The sequence below is a fragment of the Ornithinimicrobium pratense genome (genome assembly GCF_008843165.1).
GTDB classification, from domain to species: domain Bacteria; phylum Actinomycetota; class Actinomycetes; order Actinomycetales; family Dermatophilaceae; genus Ornithinicoccus; species Ornithinicoccus pratensis.
Window position 1 is genome coordinate 1201330 of sequence record NZ_CP044427.1, and the last position, 18584, is coordinate 1219913.

An 18584-nucleotide genomic window follows, 5' to 3' on the forward strand; every position below is an offset into this window, starting at 1 on the left:
TCGGGGTCGTGATTAGTCAGTCTGAGACTAACTAACGGACGGGGACTAGGGTGACCGGCATGAGTGCTGCCACGACGAAGACGTCTCCGCTCCACGACAAGCACACCGCGCTGGGGGCCAAGATGGCTGACTTCAGCGGCTGGTCGATGCCGATCGAGTACGCCGCCACCGGTGGCGTCGCCGAGCACCACGCCGTCCGGGAGCGCGTCGGCCTGTTCGACGTCTCCCACCTGGGCAAGGCCCTGGTCAGTGGCCCCGGCGCCAAGGACTTCCTCAACCGGTGCTTCACGAACGACCTCGACAAGATCGAGCCCGGACGCGCCCAGTACACGCTGGCCTGCGACGAGAACGGCGGCGTCGTCGACGACCTCATCGCCTACCTGCGCAGCGAGGAGGAGGTCTTCCTCATCCCCAACGCCGCCAACAACGCCGAGGTGGTCGCCCGCCTGCAGGAGGCGGCGCCGGAGGGGATCAGCGTGCAGAACGTCCACGAGGACCACGCCGTCCTGGCCTTGCAGGGGCCCAAGGTCGACGAGGTGCTCGAGGCGCTCGGGCTGCCGGCGGGGCACGGCTACATGAGCTTCGTGGACACGCACTGGCAGGGCCACCCGGTGACCGTCTGCCGCACCGGCTACACGGGCGAGCGGGGGTATGAGGTGGTCTGCCGCACCGAGGACGCCTCGGCCGTGTGGGACGCCCTGATGGAGGCGATGGAGCCCGTCGGTGGGGTCCCCGCCGGCCTGGCCAGCCGAGACACCCTACGCACCGAGATGGGCTACGCCCTGCACGGCAACGAGCTGTCCCGCGAGATCACCCCGGTCATGGCCCGCACGAGCTGGGCCGTGGGCTGGAAGAAGGAGCAGTTCTGGGGCAAGGAGGCGCTCCAGGCCCAGCGTGAGGCCAAGGAGAGCCGGCTCTCCGGCGGCCTGCTGGTGACCGGGCGCGGCATACCCCGTCCCGGGTGCACGGTCCTGGACGCCGAGGGCGCGCAGATCGGTGCGGTCACCTCCGGCACCTTCAGCCCCACCCTCAAGCAGGGCATCGCCCTGGCGCTGCTCGACCGCGGCGTGGAGGCGGGCACGCCGGTCGTGATCGACGTGCGCGGGCGCAAGGTCGAGGCCGAGGTGAAGAAGCCACCGTTCGTCGAGGGCGGCGCCGCGAGCTGAGATGAAGGACGGCCCCCAGCAACCTAGGGTGGAGGCCATGAGCGAGAACTACACGTGGAGCTACGGCCGGGCTGACGGCACCGAGGTCACCGACCTCGGCCTGGCCTCGACGACCTTCCCCACTCAGGCCGACGCGGAGGCGTGGCTGTCGCAGGAGTGGGCCACTCTGGCCGACGCGGGGGTGGCCTCGGTGACCCTGCAGCGCGACGACGAGGTCGTCTACGGCCCGATGAGCCTCTCGCCGGCCGACTGAGGCGTCTCCGGGCGGCCGTGTCCGTGGGGCCGCCCGGCGAGTTCTCGGCCTAGCGGCGGTGCAGCTCGGAGCCGCGTTCCACCGCTGCACGGGGCACGCGGCTGCCGCGCATCTGGAACGAGCGCATGACCAGGTACCAGGCCGAGCCGCGGCCGGGCTCCTCACCGAACTCCCGCACGAAGCTCTTCTTCGTGCGCTTCCACAGCAGCCAGCAGTCCACGATCCCGAAGAGGATGAGGCCGTAGACCGCCAGGAAGGCGCTCATCCGTGCCCACTCCATGGGCAGGAAGGTCATCACCAGCAGGAACAGCATGACCGGCAACAGCACCTCGCCGATATTCCAGCGGCTGTCGACGGCATCGCGCAGGAAGCGCCGCTGCGGGCCACGGTCCCGCGGCGGCAGGTAGCGCTCCTCACCGCGCAGCATCGACTCGCGGGCCTTGGCGCGCTCTGCCCGCACCTTGGCCTTCTGCTCAGCGTTCATCGCCTTGTGGTCCACGACCAGAGGTCGCCGGTTGGCCGCCTCGGCCTCCCTACGCCTCGGGGTCGGCCGCCCCTTGCCCTGGGGACCCGAGGAGTCCACCGGCGTCACCTGGGCCTGCGCGGCATACTCCGCCGCGGCCGTGTCGCTGGCCTCTGACGTGGCAGTCTTCTTCCCGAAAAGCACCAGCCCAGTGTATGCGGCCCCTGCACCGCCCCCGACGGCCGCCGCCCGGCCTCGCTCAGGTCTGGGTCCGGTGGGCGCGGTCGGGCTGGCTAGAGTCGGGATCGTGACCGAGGACACCGCCAGCACCACGCCCGCCGTCGACCCCCGCACCGCCGACCCCCGCACCGCCAAGCTCACCGCCCGCGTGCACGAGATCATGCCCGGGATCCGTTCCGACCTGGAGGCACTGACCCGCATCCCGTCGGTGTCCCTGGACTCCTTCGACCAGCGGCACGTCGAGGACAGCGCCCTGGCCACCGCCGACCTGCTGCGCGCCGAAGGCCTGGAGGTCGAGATCGTCCGCGAGGGCGGGCGGCCGGCGGTCATCGGGCACCTGCCTGGGCCCGAGGGTGCGCCGACCGTACTGCTCTACGCCCATCACGACGTCCAGCCGCCCGGCGACGACGCCGACTGGGACACGCCCGTCTTCGAGCCGACCCAGGTGGGGGAGCGGCTCTATGCCCGCGGCGTGGCCGACGACAAGGCCGGGGTGATGGCGCACGTCGCCGCCCTGCGCGCCCACGGCGGACGGCCGCCCGTGGGGGTCAGCGTCTTCATCGAGGGCGAGGAGGAGGTCGGGTCCGCCTCGCTGCCGACGATCCTGGACAAGCACGGCGACCGGTTGGCCGCCGACGCGATCGTCCTGGCCGACTCACACAACTGGAAGGTCGGGGTCCCGGCCCTGACCACCACCCTGCGCGGGATGGTCCGCGTCGTGGTCGAGGTCCGCGCGCTCGACCACGGTGTGCACAGCGGGATGTACGGCGGCGCCGTCCCCGACGGCCTGACCGCGCTCGCCCGGCTGCTGGCGACCCTGCACGACCAGGCCGGCGACGTGGCCGTCCCCGGGCTGATGACCTCGCACGCCGCCGACCTGGACTACACCGAGGACGACCTGCGGGCCGACTCCGGGCTGGCTGAGGGCGTCAGCCCGATCGGCACCGGCTCGATCCTGTCCCGGATGTGGACCAAGCCGGCGATGACCGTGATCGGCATCGATGCGCCCTCGGTCGAGAAGGCCGCGAACCTGCTCACGCCGGTCGGTCGGGCCAAGCTCTCGATGCGGATCCACCCGGCCGAGTCGCCGGAGACGGCATACCTGGCCCTCAAGGCGCACCTGGAGGACAACGCACCCTGGAGCTGCCAGGTGAGCGTCACCCTCGACGACGAGGGCTCCGGGTTCGCCGCCGACGCGCAGGGCCCGGTGTATGACGTGGCCCGGTCCGCCTTCCGCGACGCCTGGGCCGGGGTCGAGGCGGTCGACATCGGGGTGGGTGGGTCGATCCCGTTCGTTGCCGCCTTCGCCGAGCGGTTCCCGGACGCGGCGATCCTGGTCACCGGGGTGGAGGACCCGGACACCCGCGCGCACGCCGCCAACGAGAGCCTGCACCTGGGCGAGTTCGAGCGGGTCTGCCTGGCCGAGGCTCTCCTGCTGGACCGCCTCGGGACCGTGGGCAAGGATTGAGCCATGGTCGATGACAACGGTAACGACAGCGCACAGAACGAGGGCGCGCAGGACGCGGACGCGCCGAGCACCCCGGGCAGCTACGTCAGCGGCGAGGGCGGCTACGAGCGCAAGGCCCGCTACATCGAGACGCGGATCACCCGAAACGGAGACGGCCATGGCGATTTTCTTGTCGAGCCGGGCCGCTACCGGCTCGCCGTCTCCCGCGCCTGCCCGTGGGCGCACCGGGCGATCCTGACCCGGCAGCTGCTGGGCCTGGAGGACGTGCTCTCGATGGCCGTCGCCGGCCCGGTGCACGACGAGGACAGCTGGACCTTCGACCTTGACCCCGGCGGTGTGGATCCCGTGCTGGGCATCCCCAGGCTCAAGGACGCCTACGACGCCCGGCCCGACGGCTTCCCGGAGTCCGGCGTGACGGTGCCGGCCATGGTGGACACGACCACCGGGCAGGTCGTCACCAACGACTTCCACCAGATCGTCAAGGACCTGGTCACCGAGTGGACCGAGCACCAGCGTCCGGGCGCGCCCGACCTGTGGCCCGAGGACCTGCGCGAGGAGATCGAGGAGGTCTCCGACCTCGTCTACCACGACGTGAACAACGGGGTCTACAAGTGCGGCTTCGCCGGCGCCCAGGAGGCGTACGACCAGGCCTACGACGCGCTGTGGGCGCGGATGGACTGGCTGGAGGAGCGGCTGTCTCGGCAGCGCTACCTGGTCGGCGACCGGTTGACGCTGGCCGACGTGCGGCTCTGGCCGACCCTGGTCCGCTTCGACGCGGCCTACCACGGCCACTTCAAGTGCAATCGCTCCAAGCTGACCGAGATGCCTGCCCTGTGGGGCTACGCGCGCGACCTGTGGCAGACCCACGACTTCGGCGCCACGGTCAACTTTGAGCACGTCAAGGCGCACTACTACGCCACCCACCTGGACATCAACCCCACCGGGGTCGTGCCCAAGGGCCCGGACACCTCCGTCTGGCAGCTGCCGCACGGGCGGGACGGGCTGCGCTAGCGGATCGGCGTAGCATCGTCCAGCGTGACTGACACCGCTCCGCTCGACGACTCCGCCGGCGACGTCCTCGCCGACTCGACCTCCGCCGCCTCGCTGCAGCGCAGCGTGGCGCGCAGCGCGCAGATCGAGGAGGAGCTGCGCACCGACCCCGGGCAGTTCCGGATGCTGACCGGTGACCGGCCGACCGGCCACCTGCACCTGGGCCACTACTTCGGCAGCCTGCGCAACCGGGTCGCGCTGCAGGACCTGGGCGTGGACACCTTCGTGCTCATCGCCGACTACCAGGTGATCACCGACCGGGACGGCGTCGACTCCATCCAGGAGCGGGTGCTTTCCCTGGTCGCCGACTATCTGGCGACCGGCATCGACCCTGGGCGCACCACGATCTTCGCGCACTCCCAGATCCCGTCGCTGAACCAGCTGATGCTGCCGTTCCTGTCCCTGGTCACCGACAGCGAGCTGCGCCGCAACCCGACGGTCAAGGCCGAGCAGGACGCCACGGGCGGGCGGCCGATGAGCGGGCTGATGCTGACCTACCCGGTGCACCAGGCGGCCGACATCCTCTTCTGCAAGGCGAACGTCGTGCCCGTGGGCAAGGACCAGCTGCCGCACCTGGAGCAGACCCGGGTCATCGCCCGCCGCTTCGACGAGCGCTACGGCCGGGCCGGCGACAAGAGCGTGCCGGTCTTCCCCACCCCCGACGCGCTGCTGTCGGAGGTCCCCCACCTGCTCGGCACCGACGGGGCGAAGATGAGCAAGTCCCGGGGCAACACCATCGAGCTGCGGATGAGCGCCGACGACACGGCCAGGGTGGTCAAGAAGGCGGTCACCGACTCCGAGCGGCGCATCACCTTCGACCCGGCGGGCCGGCCGGAGGTGTCCAACCTCGTCCAGCTCGCCGCCCTGACCACCGGCCGCGACCCGCACTCCATCGCCGAGGAGATCGGTGACGGTGGCTCCGGCACCTTGAAGAAACTACTGACGGAGGCGGTGAACGAGTACTTCGCCCCGCTGCGTGCCCGGCGTGCCGAGCTCGCGGCCGACCCGGCGCAGCTGTCCCGCATCCTGGCCGAGGGCAACGCGCGCGCAGGCGAAGTCGCTGAGGCCACGCTGGCCGAGGTGCGCCAGGCCATGCAGATGGTCTACGGCTGAGCTGGGCCCGCCCGTGAGCGCGAGCGCGACCCCAGGCCCGTCGGGCCCCCGCGTAGTGGTTGTCGTCGACCGCGCCGGGGAGCGGCTGACGGCCGCCGCCGCCGCAGGCGTGGCCCAGGGCTGGACCCGCACCGCACCGCACACGTTGGTTGAGGCACACGACTGCCACGACGGTGGCGCCGGCCTGACGGCGGTCATCGCAGACCGGCTCGGTGCCACCCTGCACCCGGTGGTGGTGCCCGGGCCGGCCGGTGCGCAGGTGCCGGCCGCGGTGGCCGTCGTCTCGGCGACCGACGGCGACGGCGCTGACATCGGAGCCGGCGGCACGGCATACCTCGACACCGCGCAGGTGGCCGGCCGCCACCTGGTGCCGCGGGAACGCCTGACCGACCCCGAGGGGCTGTCCAGCGCGGGTGTGGCCCGCCTGCTGCGGCATGCCCGCGACCTAGGCGTGGACCGGATCGTCGTGGGCGTGGGGCCGCTGGCCGCCCATGACGGGGGCGTCGGTCTGCTCCAGGAGCTCGGCGCCGGGGCGGACCTGGCAGCTCTCCCCGCGGTCCGGGACGAGTGGGACTGCACCCGGCTGGTGCTGGTGACGACCACCGAGGCGCCGCTGCTGGGCTTTCAGGGAGCCAGCGCTAGCCTCGGGGAGCACGGCGTCCTCCCCGAGGTCACCCAGCGCCTGGAGGCCCGGATGGGGGATCTTACCGACCGGGTCAACGCCGTCCTGCCGCCCCCGCGCGACCTGCTCACCGGACTACCGCACCGCCCGGAGCGAGAGCCCGGCTCGGGGGCCGGGGGAGGGGTCGGGTACGCCCTGCAGCTGATCGGGGCGCGCACCGACGACGGCGCCCGCTTCCTGCTGGACGAGCTCGGTATCCGCACGCGGCTGCCGGGGTCCCTGCTGGTCCTGGTCACCGACCGGTACGACTACACCACCGTCCACGACGGCGTGGTCGCCCAGACCGCCCGGGCCGCGCTGGGGTTCGCCACTCCCACGGTGGTGCTGGCCCGGGAGGTGGCCGTCGGACGCCGCGAGGGCATGAGCCTGGGCGTCAGTGGTGCCTACGAACTGCGTGAGGGTGAGGACCTGGCCGGTCTGGCCGCCCGGGTGGCCCGAACCTGGACACCAGTCAGGTGAGGCCCCCACCGGTCCGCATCGGCCGGGCGGGTCCGCACGCAGGCCCGCCGCGCCTGACGCAGTGGCGTAGCCTGGGACCTGGGAACAGCACGCCCATCACCGGCGTTGACCCCACGAGCACCGACCCCCTTGCGAGAGGATCCCGAGCATGACCGACATCCAGAGCACCGCGACCCATGGAGTGCAGCTGAGCGACGTCGCCGCCGAAAAGGTCAGGAGCCTGCTCGCGCAGGAGGGCCGCGACGACCTGCGCCTGCGCATCGGCGTGCAGCCCGGTGGCTGCTCCGGCCTGATCTACCAGCTCTACTTCGACGAGCGCAGCCTGGACGGCGACCTGGTCGCCGAGTTCGGCGGCGTCGAGGTCGTCGTGGACCGGATGAGCGCCCCCTACCTGGACGGCGCCTCGATCGACTTCGCCGACACGATCGAGAAGCAGGGCTTCACGATCGACAACCCCAACGCCGGGTCCTCCTGCGCCTGCGGCGACAGCTTCAGCTGATCCTGCGGTACGGGCCCCACGGGCGCCCGTCCGCAGAGCGCAACCAGCTCCAGGGCCCGACCGGCCGCGGCACCATCCGCGCCCGTTACTGGTCGGGCCCTGGCGCGTCCCGGGTGCATGATGGTCGGTATGCCGACCCCGCCGCCCCGCACCGCATGGCGCCTGAGTGCCGAGGGCGCCCGGGCCGGGGAGGACCTGGTCGGGATCGGGGCCGACCTCGCGCCCGGCACGGTGCTGGAGGCTTACCGGGAGGGGATCTTCCCGATGGGGGTCGGCGTGGGCGGGGGACCGCCGCTGGGCTGGTGGTCTCCGGATCCGCGGGGAATCCTGCTGCCCGGTGACCTGCACGTCAGCCGCTCGCTGCGGCGCTCCGTCGGACGCTTCGAGACCACACTGGACACGGCCTTCCGGGACGTGGTCGAGGCCTGCGCCGACCCGGCCCGGGCGGGGGCCTGGATCACCCCCGAGGTCGCCGAGGCCTACATCGAGCTGCACCGGCTCGGGTGGGCGCACTCGGTGGAGGTCTGGCGGGAGGGGGAGCTGGCCGGCGGCCTGTACGGCCTGGCCGTCGGGCGCCTGTTCGCCGCCGAGTCCAAGTTCCACCGCGCCACCGACGCCTCCAAGGTGGCTCTCGTCCGCCTGGTCGAGGTCCTCTCCGAGGACGCCGAGCCCTGGGTCCTGGACGTCCAGTGGAGCACCCCCCACCTGGCCCGGCTGGGGGTCCGGGAGGTGGGCCGCACCACCTACCTGGAGCTGGTGCGTCGGCTGCGGTCTCGACCCCTGCCCAGCCGGTGGCGCGCCGGACCGACCTAAGCCGTGCCCCGCGTGCCAGAATCATCGAGTGCTGGAGGTATGGTTCTGCACAGTCATGCCCGGGAGCCCGAGAAGTGTGAGGTGTATCAGTGCGACGGCTTGAGCAGAAACAACGTCGTCCGGTCGGCAGGCGGTGGGGACTGGCCGCGGTCGCGGTAGCCGGTGCGCTGCTGCTCACCGGTTGCGGTGAGCAGCTACGAGGAGGCTTCCTGCCCGAGCCGATCACCAGCGAGGGTGCGGAGTACCTCACCTTCTGGAACGGCACCTGGATCGCGGCCTGGGCGATCGGCATCTTCATGTGGGTCCTGATCTTCTGGTGCGTGATCGCCTACCGGCGCCGGAGCGAGGACGAGATCCCCACCCAGTTCCGCTACCACGTGCCCTTCGAGATCCTCTACACCGCGGTGCCGATCCTGCTCGTCCTCACGCTGTTCGGCCAGACCGTCAAGGTTGAGAACACGCTCCTGCACATCCAGGAGGACCCCGACGTGGTCGTCAACGTGGCGGGCAAGAAGTGGAGCTGGGACTTCAACTACGTCAACGAGGACGTCTACGAGACCGGTGTCCAGGCCTACACCCTCAACGAGGGGCGAGAAGGTGTGCCGGAGACCCTGCCCACCCTGGTGCTGCCGGTCGACAGCCGGGTGGAGTTCGTGCTCACCTCCCGCGATGTCATCCACTCCTTCTGGGTCCCGCAGTTCCTGATCAAGTTGGACATGATCCCCGGCCGGGTCAACATCTTCCAGGTCACCACCACCCAAGAGGGCACCTTCGACGGCAAGTGCGCCGAGCTGTGCGGCTCCTACCACTCCGAGATGCTCTTCAACGTCTCCGTCGTCTCCCAGGAGGAGTACGACGCCCACATCGAGTCCCTGCGCGATGCTGGCCAGACCGGGCAGCTGGGTCCCGAGCTCGACCAGTACGAGCTGCAGAGCGACCAGGACGAGCCTCTGCGCGGAAGGAGCGGTAACTGATGGCGACGACCCTCAGCACCCCCGAGGAGACGCGGAGCCCGCAGCCCCGGCGTGACGCGGAGCGCAGCTCGTTCGTCCGCAACGCGGTGCGGATCCTGACCTCGACCGACCACAAGGTCATCGGCAACCTCTACTTCGTCACCACGATGGCGTGGTTCATGGTCGGCGGCCTGATGGCGCTGGTGATCCGGGCCGAGCTGTACACCCCCGGCCTGCAGGTGGTGGACAACCCCGAGATCTACAACCAGATGTTCACCATGCACGGCACGATCATGCTGCTGATGTTCGCGACGCCGCTCTTCGCCGGCTTCGCCAACGCCATCGTGCCCCTGCAGATCGGTGCGCCTGACGTGGCGTTCCCGCGGCTGAACATGCTGGCCTTCTGGTTCTTCTTCTTCGGCAGCCTGATCGCAGTCGGCGGCTTCCTCACTCCCGAGGGTGCCGCAGGCTTCGGCTGGACCGCCTACCAGCCGCTGGCCGGCCCGTCGCATACCCCCGGCCTGGGTGGTGACCTGTGGGTGCTCGGTCTGGCGCTGACCGGTTTCGCGACGATCTTCGGTGCCGTCAACTTCATCACCACCATCGTGTGCATGCGCGCCCCCGGCATGACCATGTTCCGGATGCCGATCTTCACCTGGAACATCCTGATCACCTCGATCCTGGCGCTCATCGTCTTCCCGGTGCTGGCGGCGGCCTTCTTCGGGATGGTCGTGGACCGGCTGTGGAACTGGAACATCTACGACCCCGCGCACGGCGGGGCGATGCTCTGGCAGCACCTGTTCTGGTTCTTCGGCCACCCCGAGGTCTACATCATCGCCCTACCCTTCTTCGGGATCATCTCCGAGGTCATCCCGGTCTTCTCCCGTAAGCCGCTGTTTGGCTACAAGACCCTGGTCATGGCCACGATGACGATCGCTGCCCTGTCCGTGGCGGTCTGGGCGCACCACATGTACGCCACCGGCGCGGTCCTGCTGGAGTTCTTCGCCATCATGACCATGCTCATCGCGGTGCCCACCGGCGTGAAGTTCTTCAACTGGGTGGGCACCATGTGGCGCGGCTCCATCTCGCTGGAGACCCCAATGCTGTGGGCGGTCGGCTTCATGGTCACCTTCCTCTTCGGTGGCCTGACCGGTGTCATCCTGGCCAGCCCAGCCCTGGACTTCCACCTGCACGACTCCTACTTCGTGGTCGCACACTTCCACTACGTCGTCTTCGGCACCGTCGTCTTCGCGATGTTCTCCGGCTACTACTACTGGTGGCCCAAGTTCACCGGCCACATGCTGGACGAGACCCTGGGCAAGATCCACTTCTGGCTGCTCTTCGTCGGCTTCCACGGCACCTTCATGGTCCAGCACTTCCTGGGTGCGGCAGGTATGCCGCGGCGCTACGCCGACTACATGCCGGAGGACAACTTCACCTGGATGAACCAGCTGAGCACGATCTCCTCCTTCGTCCTGGCGATCTCGATGCTGCCCTTCTTCATGGCGGTGTGGAAGAGCTTCCAGACCCCCAAGGTCACCGTCGACGACCCCTGGGGCTGGGGAACCACCTTGGAGTGGGCAACCTCCTGCCCGCCCCCGCGGCACAACTTCACCTCCCTACCGCGGATCCGTTCCGAGCGTCCTGCCTTCGACATGAACCACCCGAACATCGGCGTCCTGGAGTCCCCGGAGCCCGACAAGGGTGTGGCGGAGCAACTGCTGGGCGGCCCGCAGACGGACCCGCAGGGCGATGTCGGGACCGAGACCGGTGGCTACACCGGAGAGGAGCGCTGAGCCCATGAAGACAGAGGTCAAGGTCTTCGCCGCCCTCATCCCGTTCTTCGGGGTGATGACGGTGATCTACGCCTACTTCACCAACTTCAGTGAGTGGGTCGGCATCATCGGGTTCTTCCTCACCATGCTCTTCGCCGCCTGGGTCGCTGCCTACCTGTGGTTGGTCGGACGCAAGACCGACCCGCGGCCCGAGGACGACATGCAGGGCGAGATCGCCGACCTCTCCGGCGACTACGGTCACTTCACGCCGTACTCTTGGTGGCCGCTGTGGCTGGGGCTGTCGAGCGCGATCGTGGTGCTGGGGATCGGCGTCGGTTGGTGGCTGGCCGTCGCGGCTGCGCCTTTCCTGGTCATCTCCATCGTGGGCTGGACCTTCGAGCACTTCCGCGGCGAGGGAGCCATCTAACGGCCCGCACCCCCGCGAGATCACGAAGGGGCCCGACCACCCGGTCGGGCCCCTTCTTCGTGCTCTTCTTCTGCGTGCTCCCCTTGTTCGTGCTCCCCTTGTTCGGGCTCCCCTTGTTCGGGCTCAGGCACAAGGCGCCGTGCTCAGGGCAGCAGGAGCAGCTTGCCGGTGGTCCGGCCTCCCTCGAGGTCCTCGTGGGCCTGGCGCGCGCCGGCGAGCGGGTAGCGACCGCCCACCCGGATGGAGAGCCGTCCCTCGGCGATCGCGCCGAGCACGTCTGCGGCCCGCCACAGCAACTCTTCCCGGTCCGCAGCGTAGTGCGCCAGCGTGGGCCGGGTCAGGAAGAGTGAGCCGCCGGTGTTGAGCGACTGGGGGTCCACCGGGGGCACCGGCCCACTGGCGGCGCCGAAGAGCACCATCGTCCCGCGCGGGCGCAACAGGCGCAGCCCGCTGTCGAAGGTGTCCTTGCCGACCCCGTCGTAGACCACGTCAACGCCGTCGCCGGAGGTGAGCCGCTCGACCGTCTCGACCAGGTCATCCTGCCGGTAGAGGACGACCTCGTCGGCACCGTTGGCCTGGGCCAGCTCCGCCTTCTCGGCGCTGCCGACGGTGCCGATCACCCGCACGCCCTTGTCGCGCAGCAGCTGACACAGCAGCAGGCCCACGCCCCCGGCCGCCGCGGTGACCAGGGCGGTCTGACCCGGCTGGGCCGGGAAGGTGGAGTTGACGAGGTAGTGCGCGGTCATCCCCTGGAGCATGGCCGCGGCTGCGGTCTCCAGCTCCACCTCCTGGGGGACGGGCACCAGCCGTGCGGCTGGGACGACCACCTGCTCGGCATACCCGGTGCCCGGCACCATGGCCCAGGCGACCCGGTCACCGACCGAGACCCCCTCCACGCCCGGCCCGAGCGCGGACACGGTGCCAGCCCCCTCGCTGCCCGCCACGAACGGTAGGGGGAGGGGGTAGGCACCGGAGCGCTGGTAGATGTCGATGAAGTTGACGCCGCCGGCCGCGACGTGGACCAGGACCTCACCGGCACCCGGCTCGGGGGTCTCCTGCTCGACGAGGGTGAGGACCTCGGGTCCTCCGGTTCGTTCCACGATGACTGCACGCATGCGATGGACGCTACCTTGCCCTGGACGGCGGTGACCTCAACGGCCCCGGGTGGCGGCGACCCAGCGGTCCACGACGGCGGCCGCGCCGCCCTCGTCGATGGCCCGGGCCGCCCGCTCCATGCCGGCCCGCACACGAGTATGCAGTCCCGCCTCGTCGGTCGGGTGCCGGTCCTCCTCCCCGGCGCTCAGCAGCGCCAGGGCGGTGCCCGCGTTGAGTAGCACCGCGTCCCGGACCGCGCCGGTCGCTCCGGCGAAGAGGTCTCTGGCCACCTGGGCGTTGTGCTCGGCGTCCGCCCCGCGCAGCGCCTGCACCGGATGGGTGGGCACCCCGAGCCGCTCGGGGTCCAGGACCCACTCGTGGACCTCACCGGTGCCAGGGGACCACCACAGCCGGGTGGTGGTCGCGGGGGTCACCTCGTCCAGCCCGTCGTCACCCCGGAAGACCACGGCCTGGGTGCCACGCTCGGCGAAGACGCCGGCGAGCAGGGGGGCCATCCGGGCATCGGCCGAGCCGACCACCGCATACCTGGGCTGGGCCGGGTTGGTCAGTGGCCCGAGGAAGTTGAAGGCGGTCGCCACCCCGAGGTCCCTCCGGACCGCGGCCGAGTGCCGCATCGAGGGATGGAACGTCTGGGCGAAGCAGAAGGTGATCCCGACCTCGCGGCCGACGGCGGCAACGTCCTCAGGGGTCAGGTCCAGGCGCACGCCGAGGGCCTCGAGCATGTCGGCGGAGCCGGACCGGCTGGAGGCGGCCCGGTTGCCGTGTTTGACCACGACCGCGCCCGCCGCCGCCATGACCACCGCGGACATGGACGAGATGTTGACGGTCATCGCGCGGTCACCGCCGGTGCCGACGATGTCGATGCTCGGGCCCTTCACCTCGAAGCGGTGGGCGTGCTGCAGCATCATCGATGCCAGACCCGTCATCTCCGGCACGGTCTCACCCTTCGCGCGCAGCGCGGTCAGGAAGGAGGCGAGCTGGGCGGGGGTGGCTTCGCCGGACATCACCCGGTCCATCGCCCAGGCGGCCTGGGTGCTGTCGAGGTCCTCACCGCGGATGAGCGCGGTCAGCAGGTCTGGCCAGGTGGGGGACTGCTCGCTCACCGGCGCGCGAGGTCGGCGACGGCGGCGCAGAGGCGCGACTCGTCCAGCGGCCGTGACAAGAAGACGTCGGCCAGGGACCAGGTCGCCAACCAGCCATCTCCAGGTCGCCCGGTGAGGACGAGAATCGGCGGGCACTGGAAGACTTCGCTCTTGAGCTGGCGGCAGAGGCCCATGCCGCCGTAGGGCCGGGCCTCGCCGTCCAGGATGAGCACGTCGAAGTCGTTGCTGTCGACCTCCATCAGGACCGCGTCGGGCGTGGCGCACTCGGTCCAGCTGGACACGGTGACGTCGTCCGCAGGGTGGGTGCCGACCGCCAGGCGCACCTGATCCCGGACCGCGCGGTCGTTGCTGTAGAGCAGCACGGAGATGGAGCGGGAGACGGTGCCGACGGCCGGCGCAGCAGCGGGAGAGCTCATAGAGACGATGGTAGCCAGGCCGGCGCGCGATCGGCGAGCACGGGGTGGGGCGACGCGCGGCAAGGGGGTGGCACACCTCGCGAACCGATAGGCCATAATGTCCTGGTGGCGACAACACCTGCATCAACGATGACCGACGCGGAGCGGTTCCACGCAACCGCCTCCGGACCGGCCACCCGGCCCAATATGACGGCCGTGGGCACCATGGTCTGGCTGGGCAGCGAGATCATGTTCTTCGCGGGGTTGTTCGCGATGTACTTCACGATCCGCTCGGTCTCGCCCGACCTCTGGGCCGAGCGCACCGAGTACCTCGACCTCACCTTCGCCTCGATCAACACCACGATCCTGGTGATCTCCTCGGTGTGGTGCCAGCTCGGTGTCTGGGCGGCGGAGAAGGGGATCCCGCACCGGACCGGCCGACTGCTGGAGATCGGCAAGTGGGGGATGCGGGAGTGGTACACCCTGACTTACCTCTTCGGCGCCACCTTCATCGCCGGCCAGGTCTGGGAGTACGCCACGCTGGTCAGCGAAGGTGTCACGCCTGCCGCCGACCCTTACGGCTCGGCCTTCTACATCACTACCGGTTTCCACGGGCTGCACGTCATGGGCGGCCTGGTCGCCTTCCTCTTCATCATCGGCCGCAGTTTCACGGCCAGGCGGTACACCCACGCCCAGGCCACCGGCGCCGTCGTCACCTCTTACTACTGGCACTTCGTGGATGTGGTGTGGGTCGCCCTGTTCGCCGTCATCTACCTGGTCAGGTAAGCGCGTGGGACGCCGCACCGATGCCCCGAAGGCCCAACCTCATCGACTCCGGAAGGACCGCCGCGTGAGTTCTCTCGCCGCCCGTCGCCGCAGCCCCTACGCGCTGCTGGTGCTGCTCGTGCTGGGGCTGATGTTCACCGGGACCGCGTATGCGGCCCTGCAGCCCGGCACCGCCCGCCCTGGCACCTCCGCCGCGACCTCCTCGGCGGAGGAGGTCGCCCAGGGGCAGCAGCTCTTCCTGGCCAACTGCGCCAGCTGCCACGGGCTGAACGCCGAGGGCAACGAGCCGATCGGGCCCTCCCTGCACGGGGTCGGTGCCGCCGCGGTGGACTTCCAGGTGGGGACCGGTCGGATGCCCCTGGCCTCGCCCTCGACGCAGTCGGAGCGCAACGAGCAGCAGGTGCGCTTCAACCAGGAGGAGATCTCGGCGATGGCCGCTTACGTCGACTCCCTCGGAGCGGGGCCGGCGGTGCCCGACGAGGAGTGGGTCGACCCCTCGCTGGGTGACCCCGCCAACGGCGGTGCGATCTACCGGACCAACTGCGCGATGTGCCACAACTCCTCCGGGACCGGTGGGGCGCTCACCCGGGGCAAGTACGCGCCGAGCCTGATGGGCGTGCAGCCGGTGCACATCTACGAGGCCATGGTGACCGGCCCGCAGGCGATGCCGGTCTTCAACGACCAGAACATCACCCCCGAGGAGAAGCGTGACGTGATCGCCTTCATCGACGCCATCGACAACGGGGTCAACGACCATGGCGGGTCCGGCATGGGCAACCTCGGCCCGGCCGGGGACACGCTGTTCGCCTGGACCTTCGGGATCGCGGCTTTCCTCGGTGCCGCGGTCTGGCTCGGACGGAAGGCTGCCTAAGACATGAGCACGCACGACGACAAGCACCTGCCGGCCCGTCCGGCACAGGACCGGCCGGCCCAGCCCGAGCGGTTCGAGAACCCCGGCCTGCCGCCGCACCGTCCGCGGCGCGCGGACCTGGACCCCAAGGCGGCCAAGCGGGCCGAGATGCAGGTGGTGGCTCTGTTCACCCTCTCCGTCATCGCCTCGATCGCGTTCGTGGTCGCCTACTTCGCCATCGACCCCCAGGCCCGGGCGTGGGTCCCTGGCATCGGCGAGATGAACGGCTTCCACCTGGCGCTCGGCCTGACCATGGCCTTGTCGCTGCTGGGCATCGGTGTGGGCGCCATCCACTGGGCCAAGACCCTGATGCCCGACGAGGAGTTCGTGGAGGAGCGCCACCCGCAGGCCTCCAGCCAGGAGGACCGGCTCGGCGCGGGTCAGGTGCTCTCGCACGGCTGGCGCAGCTCGCAGCTGAACCGGCGCGGTGCCATCCTCGGCTCCGCCGGTGGGGCGCTGGGTCTGTTCGCCCTGCCCGTGGTGCTGCCGGCCATCGCCGGCCTGGGTCCCGCGCCCCGGCGCGAGCAGCTCTTCAGCACCAACTGGGAGGCGGGTCGGCGGTTGATGATCGACCCCTCCGGGACGCCCATCCGCGCGGCGGACCTCACCCAGGGATCGGTCTTCCACGTCATGCCGGACGGCTTCGTCGGGCACGCCGCCATCGAGGAGCACGGAGCCGAGGCGGTCATGCATTCTCGGTCCAAGGACCCGGTCATCCTGGTCCGGATGAACCCGGCCGAGATCAAGAGCCAGAAGCAACGGGAGTGGGGCATCGACGGGATCGTCGCCTACTCCAAGGTCTGCACCCACGTCGGCTGCCCGGTGGCGCTGTACGAGCAGCGCACGCACCACCTGCTCTGCCCGTGCCACCAGTCCACCTTCGACATGACCGACGACTGCAACGTCATCTTTGGTCCCGCCAAGCGGCCGCTGCCCCAGCTGCCGATCACGATCGACGACGAGGGGTATCTCGTCGCCGCGGACGACTTCCGCGAGCCGATCGGGGTCAGCTTCTGGGAGCGCGAGCGTCCCGGACTCCTGCCTGGAGGTAATTCATGACCGCCTACGTCCCCCAGGGGGCCGACAGCCTGCGCGACGACGCGCAGGGTGGCTCAGGCTCGGCACACGACCCGAACAACCAGGCGTCCCCGGACGCCCAGTTCCCCAAGGCGTTGATCTGGGCGGACGACCGCACCGGCGCAGCCAAGGGCATGCGGTACCTGCTGAGGAAGGTCTTCCCCGACCACTGGAGCTTCCTGCTCGGCGAGGTCGCGATGTACTCCATGATCATCGCGCTGATCACCGGCACCTTCCTGACCCTGTGGTTCGTGCCCAGCCTGGGGCACATCACCTACGAGGGCTCCTACGTCCCGCTCAAGGGCGTGGGGATGTCGGAGGCCTACGCCTCGACGCTGGACATCAGCTTCGAGGTCAAGGGCGGGCTGCTGATCCGCCAGCTGCACCACTGGTCGGCGCTGTTCTTCATCATCGGCCTGGCGCTCCACGCGGCCCGCGTCTTCTTCACCGGCGCCTTCCGCAAGCCGCGTGAGATCAACTGGGTGATCGGCACCGTGCTGGCGCTGCTGGCGATCATCGAGGGCTTCGCCGGCTACTCCCTGCCCGACGACCTGCTCTCCGGCACCGGCATCCGGGCGATGAACGGCTTCATGATGTCGGCGCCGGTCATCGGCACCTGGCTGACCTTCTTCGTCTTCGGCGGCGAGTTCCCGGGCGAGGCGATCATCCCGCGCCTGTACATCGCGCACGTGCTGCTCCTCCCCGCCCTGATCGTCGGTCTGTTCGTGGCGCACCTGCTGCTGGTGGTCGTGCACAAGCACACCCAGTACCCCGGCCCGGGCCGCACCAACGACAACGTGGTCGGCTTCCCGGTGATGCCGGTGTATGCCGCCAAGGCCGGTGGCTTCTTCTTCGTGGTCTTCGGCCTGACCGCGCTGATCTCGGCACTGGTCCAGATCAACCCGGTCTGGGTGTACGGGCCCTACGACCCCACCCAGGTCACGGCCGGGTCCCAACCCGACTTCTACATGTGGTTCTCCGACGGTGCCCTGCGGTTGCTGCCGGGGTGGCTGGAGTTCACCATCTTCGGCACGGTCTGGAGCTTCAACATCTTCCTGGGGTCGCTGGTCCTGCTGCCGCTGGTCTTCATCGTCATGGGGGCTTACCCCTTCGTCGAGGCCTGGGTCACCGGCGACAAGCGGGAGCATCACCTGCTGCAGCGTCCCCGCAATGCTCCGGTGCGGACCGCGATCGGCGCCGCGGCCATCTCGATCTACCTGGTGCTTTCGCTGGCGACCATCAACGACATCCTGGCGGTGCTGCTGAACCTGTCGATCAACGACATCACGATCGTCTTCCGGACGATGTTCTTCGTGCTGCCGGTCGTGGTCTTCATCGTGGTCAAGAAACTGTGCCAGAGCCTGCAGCGGCATGATCGGGAGAAGGTGCTGCACGGTCACGAGACCGGGACGATCATCCGCACGCCGGAAGGCAAGTTCTTCGAGCTGCACGAGCCGATGGACGCCTACGAGCGCTGGGCGCTGGTGCAGCACGAGATGCCCAAGCCGCTGGCGCTCACTACTGGTCCGGACACCGACGAGCACGGGGTAGCCCGCAAGCGGGGCCCGATGACCGGGTTGCGCAACGGGCTGTCCAACTTCTTCTACCGCGACGTCGTCGAGCCGGTGACCCCGGTCGAGCTGGCGGCCGCTCAGCACCACGGCGAGGCCGAGGCGCTGGAGGTTGCACGGACCCCGCAGCTCGGGGCCCCCGTGGACGACGCGGCGGGTGATGAGGAGTTCGCGGACGCGCACGGCTCTGCCGTGCAGGCACCGCGCCATCACTCCTGAGCACGACGCCGAGCGCCGCCCCGATCCCGACGTGGACGGGGCGGCG

Annotated in this window: 19 protein-coding genes; 15 read left to right on the forward strand and 4 right to left on the reverse strand. The window is 70.0% G+C overall.

The genetic code is table 11. The features are described from left to right. Window positions 1–59: 59 nt before the first annotated feature. Window positions 60–1166, forward strand: a complete 1107-nt coding sequence (gcvT, locus tag FY030_RS05400; RefSeq protein WP_158060615.1) for a glycine cleavage system aminomethyltransferase GcvT — start codon at window positions 60–62, stop codon at window positions 1164–1166. Window positions 1167–1203: 37 nt separating this feature from the next. Then, window positions 1204–1419, forward strand: coding sequence for a hypothetical protein (locus FY030_RS05405; protein ID WP_158060616.1), 216 nt, complete (start codon window positions 1204–1206; stop codon window positions 1417–1419). 49 nt (window positions 1420–1468) lie between these two features. Here the strand turns inward: FY030_RS05405 and FY030_RS05410 are convergent, their stop codons facing one another. Continuing rightward, on the reverse strand, window positions 1469–2086 hold the full coding sequence (locus FY030_RS05410) for a DUF3043 domain-containing protein (RefSeq protein WP_238348565.1): 618 nt from the start codon (window positions 2084–2086) through the stop codon (window positions 1469–1471). 103 nt (window positions 2087–2189) lie between these two features. On the opposite strand from FY030_RS05410, the gene FY030_RS05415 reads away from it, so the two are divergent. The 9 genes from FY030_RS05415 (at window position 2190) to FY030_RS05455 (ending at window position 11361) form a co-directional block, all read left to right on the forward strand. Continuing rightward, complete coding sequence (locus tag FY030_RS05415) at window positions 2190–3590, forward strand: dipeptidase (protein ID WP_272950543.1); 1401 nt, start codon at window positions 2190–2192, stop codon at window positions 3588–3590. Between the two features lie 3 nt (window positions 3591–3593). Then, window positions 3594–4601 (forward strand): glutathione S-transferase family protein, encoded by a 1008-nt coding sequence (locus tag FY030_RS05420; RefSeq protein ID WP_158060618.1) that lies wholly within the window; start codon window positions 3594–3596, stop codon window positions 4599–4601. A 24-nt stretch (window positions 4602–4625) separates the two neighbouring features. Next, complete coding sequence (gene trpS, locus FY030_RS05425; RefSeq protein WP_158060619.1) at window positions 4626–5753, forward strand: tryptophan--tRNA ligase; 1128 nt, start codon at window positions 4626–4628, stop codon at window positions 5751–5753. A gap of 13 nt (window positions 5754–5766) precedes the next feature. Next, the gene (locus FY030_RS05430) at window positions 5767–6894 is read left to right on the forward strand and encodes a glycerate kinase (protein ID WP_192498732.1); all 1128 of its coding nucleotides are present in this window, start codon (window positions 5767–5769) and stop codon (window positions 6892–6894) included. A gap of 148 nt (window positions 6895–7042) precedes the next feature. Beyond that, complete coding sequence (locus FY030_RS05435; RefSeq protein ID WP_158060621.1) at window positions 7043–7393, forward strand: HesB/IscA family protein; 351 nt, start codon at window positions 7043–7045, stop codon at window positions 7391–7393. A 129-nt stretch (window positions 7394–7522) separates the two neighbouring features. Further along, on the forward strand, window positions 7523–8206 hold the full coding sequence (aat, locus tag FY030_RS05440) for a leucyl/phenylalanyl-tRNA--protein transferase (protein ID WP_158060622.1): 684 nt from the start codon (window positions 7523–7525) through the stop codon (window positions 8204–8206). Between the two features lie 89 nt (window positions 8207–8295). Further along, the gene (ctaC, locus tag FY030_RS05445; protein ID WP_238348566.1) at window positions 8296–9180 is read left to right on the forward strand and encodes an aa3-type cytochrome oxidase subunit II; all 885 of its coding nucleotides are present in this window, start codon (window positions 8296–8298) and stop codon (window positions 9178–9180) included. Beyond that, window positions 9180–10955 carry an aa3-type cytochrome oxidase subunit I gene (gene ctaD, locus FY030_RS05450; RefSeq protein WP_158060623.1) on the forward strand — a complete coding sequence of 592 codons (1776 nt, stop codon included), beginning with the start codon at window positions 9180–9182 and terminating at the stop codon, window positions 10953–10955. Before ctaC ends, ctaD begins: the two co-directional genes overlap by 1 nt. Window positions 10956–10959: 4 nt before the next feature. Next, window positions 10960–11361 (forward strand): cytochrome c oxidase subunit 4, encoded by a 402-nt coding sequence (locus FY030_RS05455; RefSeq protein ID WP_192498733.1) that lies wholly within the window; start codon window positions 10960–10962, stop codon window positions 11359–11361. A 143-nt stretch (window positions 11362–11504) separates the two neighbouring features. Here the strand turns inward: FY030_RS05455 and FY030_RS05460 are convergent, their stop codons facing one another. Genes FY030_RS05460 through FY030_RS16775 form a run of 3 tightly spaced genes read right to left on the reverse strand, consistent with a single transcriptional unit; the run spans window position 11505 to window position 13996 of the window. Continuing rightward, the gene (locus FY030_RS05460) at window positions 11505–12476 is read right to left on the reverse strand and encodes a quinone oxidoreductase family protein (RefSeq protein WP_158060625.1); all 972 of its coding nucleotides are present in this window, start codon (window positions 12474–12476) and stop codon (window positions 11505–11507) included. Between the two features lie 36 nt (window positions 12477–12512). After that, window positions 12513–13580 carry an anthranilate phosphoribosyltransferase gene (trpD, locus tag FY030_RS05465; RefSeq protein ID WP_238348567.1) on the reverse strand — a complete coding sequence of 356 codons (1068 nt, stop codon included), beginning with the start codon at window positions 13578–13580 and terminating at the stop codon, window positions 12513–12515. After that, window positions 13577–13996, reverse strand: coding sequence for a response regulator transcription factor (locus tag FY030_RS16775; RefSeq protein ID WP_238348568.1), 420 nt, complete (start codon window positions 13994–13996; stop codon window positions 13577–13579). Before FY030_RS16775 ends, trpD begins: the two co-directional genes overlap by 4 nt. A gap of 129 nt (window positions 13997–14125) precedes the next feature. Here FY030_RS16775 and ctaE point away from each other — a divergent pair, with 129 nt between their 5' ends. The 4 genes from ctaE to qcrB all read left to right on the forward strand — a co-directional run bounded on the left by ctaE (window position 14126) and on the right by qcrB (window position 18538). Further along, a complete protein-coding gene (gene ctaE, locus FY030_RS05470) occupies window positions 14126–14761 on the forward strand; it encodes an aa3-type cytochrome oxidase subunit III (RefSeq protein ID WP_238348639.1) in 636 nt (211 codons plus the stop codon). A 64-nt stretch (window positions 14762–14825) separates the two neighbouring features. Next, on the forward strand, window positions 14826–15632 hold the full coding sequence (gene qcrC / locus FY030_RS05475) for a cytochrome bc1 complex diheme cytochrome c subunit (RefSeq protein WP_158060627.1): 807 nt from the start codon (window positions 14826–14828) through the stop codon (window positions 15630–15632). 3 nt (window positions 15633–15635) lie between these two features. Continuing rightward, on the forward strand, window positions 15636–16730 hold the full coding sequence (gene qcrA / locus FY030_RS05480; RefSeq protein ID WP_158060628.1) for a cytochrome bc1 complex Rieske iron-sulfur subunit: 1095 nt from the start codon (window positions 15636–15638) through the stop codon (window positions 16728–16730). Then, window positions 16727–18538, forward strand: coding sequence for a cytochrome bc1 complex cytochrome b subunit (gene qcrB, locus FY030_RS05485; RefSeq protein ID WP_158060629.1), 1812 nt, complete (start codon window positions 16727–16729; stop codon window positions 18536–18538). Before qcrA ends, qcrB begins: the two co-directional genes overlap by 4 nt. Window positions 18539–18584 lie beyond the last annotated feature (46 nt).

Coding starts and splice junctions, on each gene's coding strand:
- qcrA (WP_158060628.1), top strand. CDS start 15,636: ATGAGCACGCACGACGACAAGCACCTGCCGGCCCGTCCGGCACAGGAC.
- FY030_RS05460 (WP_158060625.1), bottom strand. CDS start 12,476: ATGCGTGCAGTCATCGTGGAACGAACCGGAGGACCCGAGGTCCTCACC.
- FY030_RS05455 (WP_192498733.1), top strand. CDS start 10,960: ATGAAGACAGAGGTCAAGGTCTTCGCCGCCCTCATCCCGTTCTTCGGG.
- aat (WP_158060622.1), top strand. CDS start 7,523: ATGCCGACCCCGCCGCCCCGCACCGCATGGCGCCTGAGTGCCGAGGGC.
- gcvT (WP_158060615.1), top strand. CDS start 60: ATGAGTGCTGCCACGACGAAGACGTCTCCGCTCCACGACAAGCACACC.
- FY030_RS16775 (WP_238348568.1), bottom strand. CDS start 13,996: ATGAGCTCTCCCGCTGCTGCGCCGGCCGTCGGCACCGTCTCCCGCTCC.
- FY030_RS05405 (WP_158060616.1), top strand. CDS start 1,204: ATGAGCGAGAACTACACGTGGAGCTACGGCCGGGCTGACGGCACCGAG.
- ctaE (WP_238348639.1), top strand. CDS start 14,126: ATGACCGACGCGGAGCGGTTCCACGCAACCGCCTCCGGACCGGCCACC.
- ctaD (WP_158060623.1), top strand. CDS start 9,180: ATGGCGACGACCCTCAGCACCCCCGAGGAGACGCGGAGCCCGCAGCCC.
- FY030_RS05435 (WP_158060621.1), top strand. CDS start 7,043: ATGACCGACATCCAGAGCACCGCGACCCATGGAGTGCAGCTGAGCGAC.
- FY030_RS05420 (WP_158060618.1), top strand. CDS start 3,594: ATGGTCGATGACAACGGTAACGACAGCGCACAGAACGAGGGCGCGCAG.
- qcrB (WP_158060629.1), top strand. CDS start 16,727: ATGACCGCCTACGTCCCCCAGGGGGCCGACAGCCTGCGCGACGACGCG.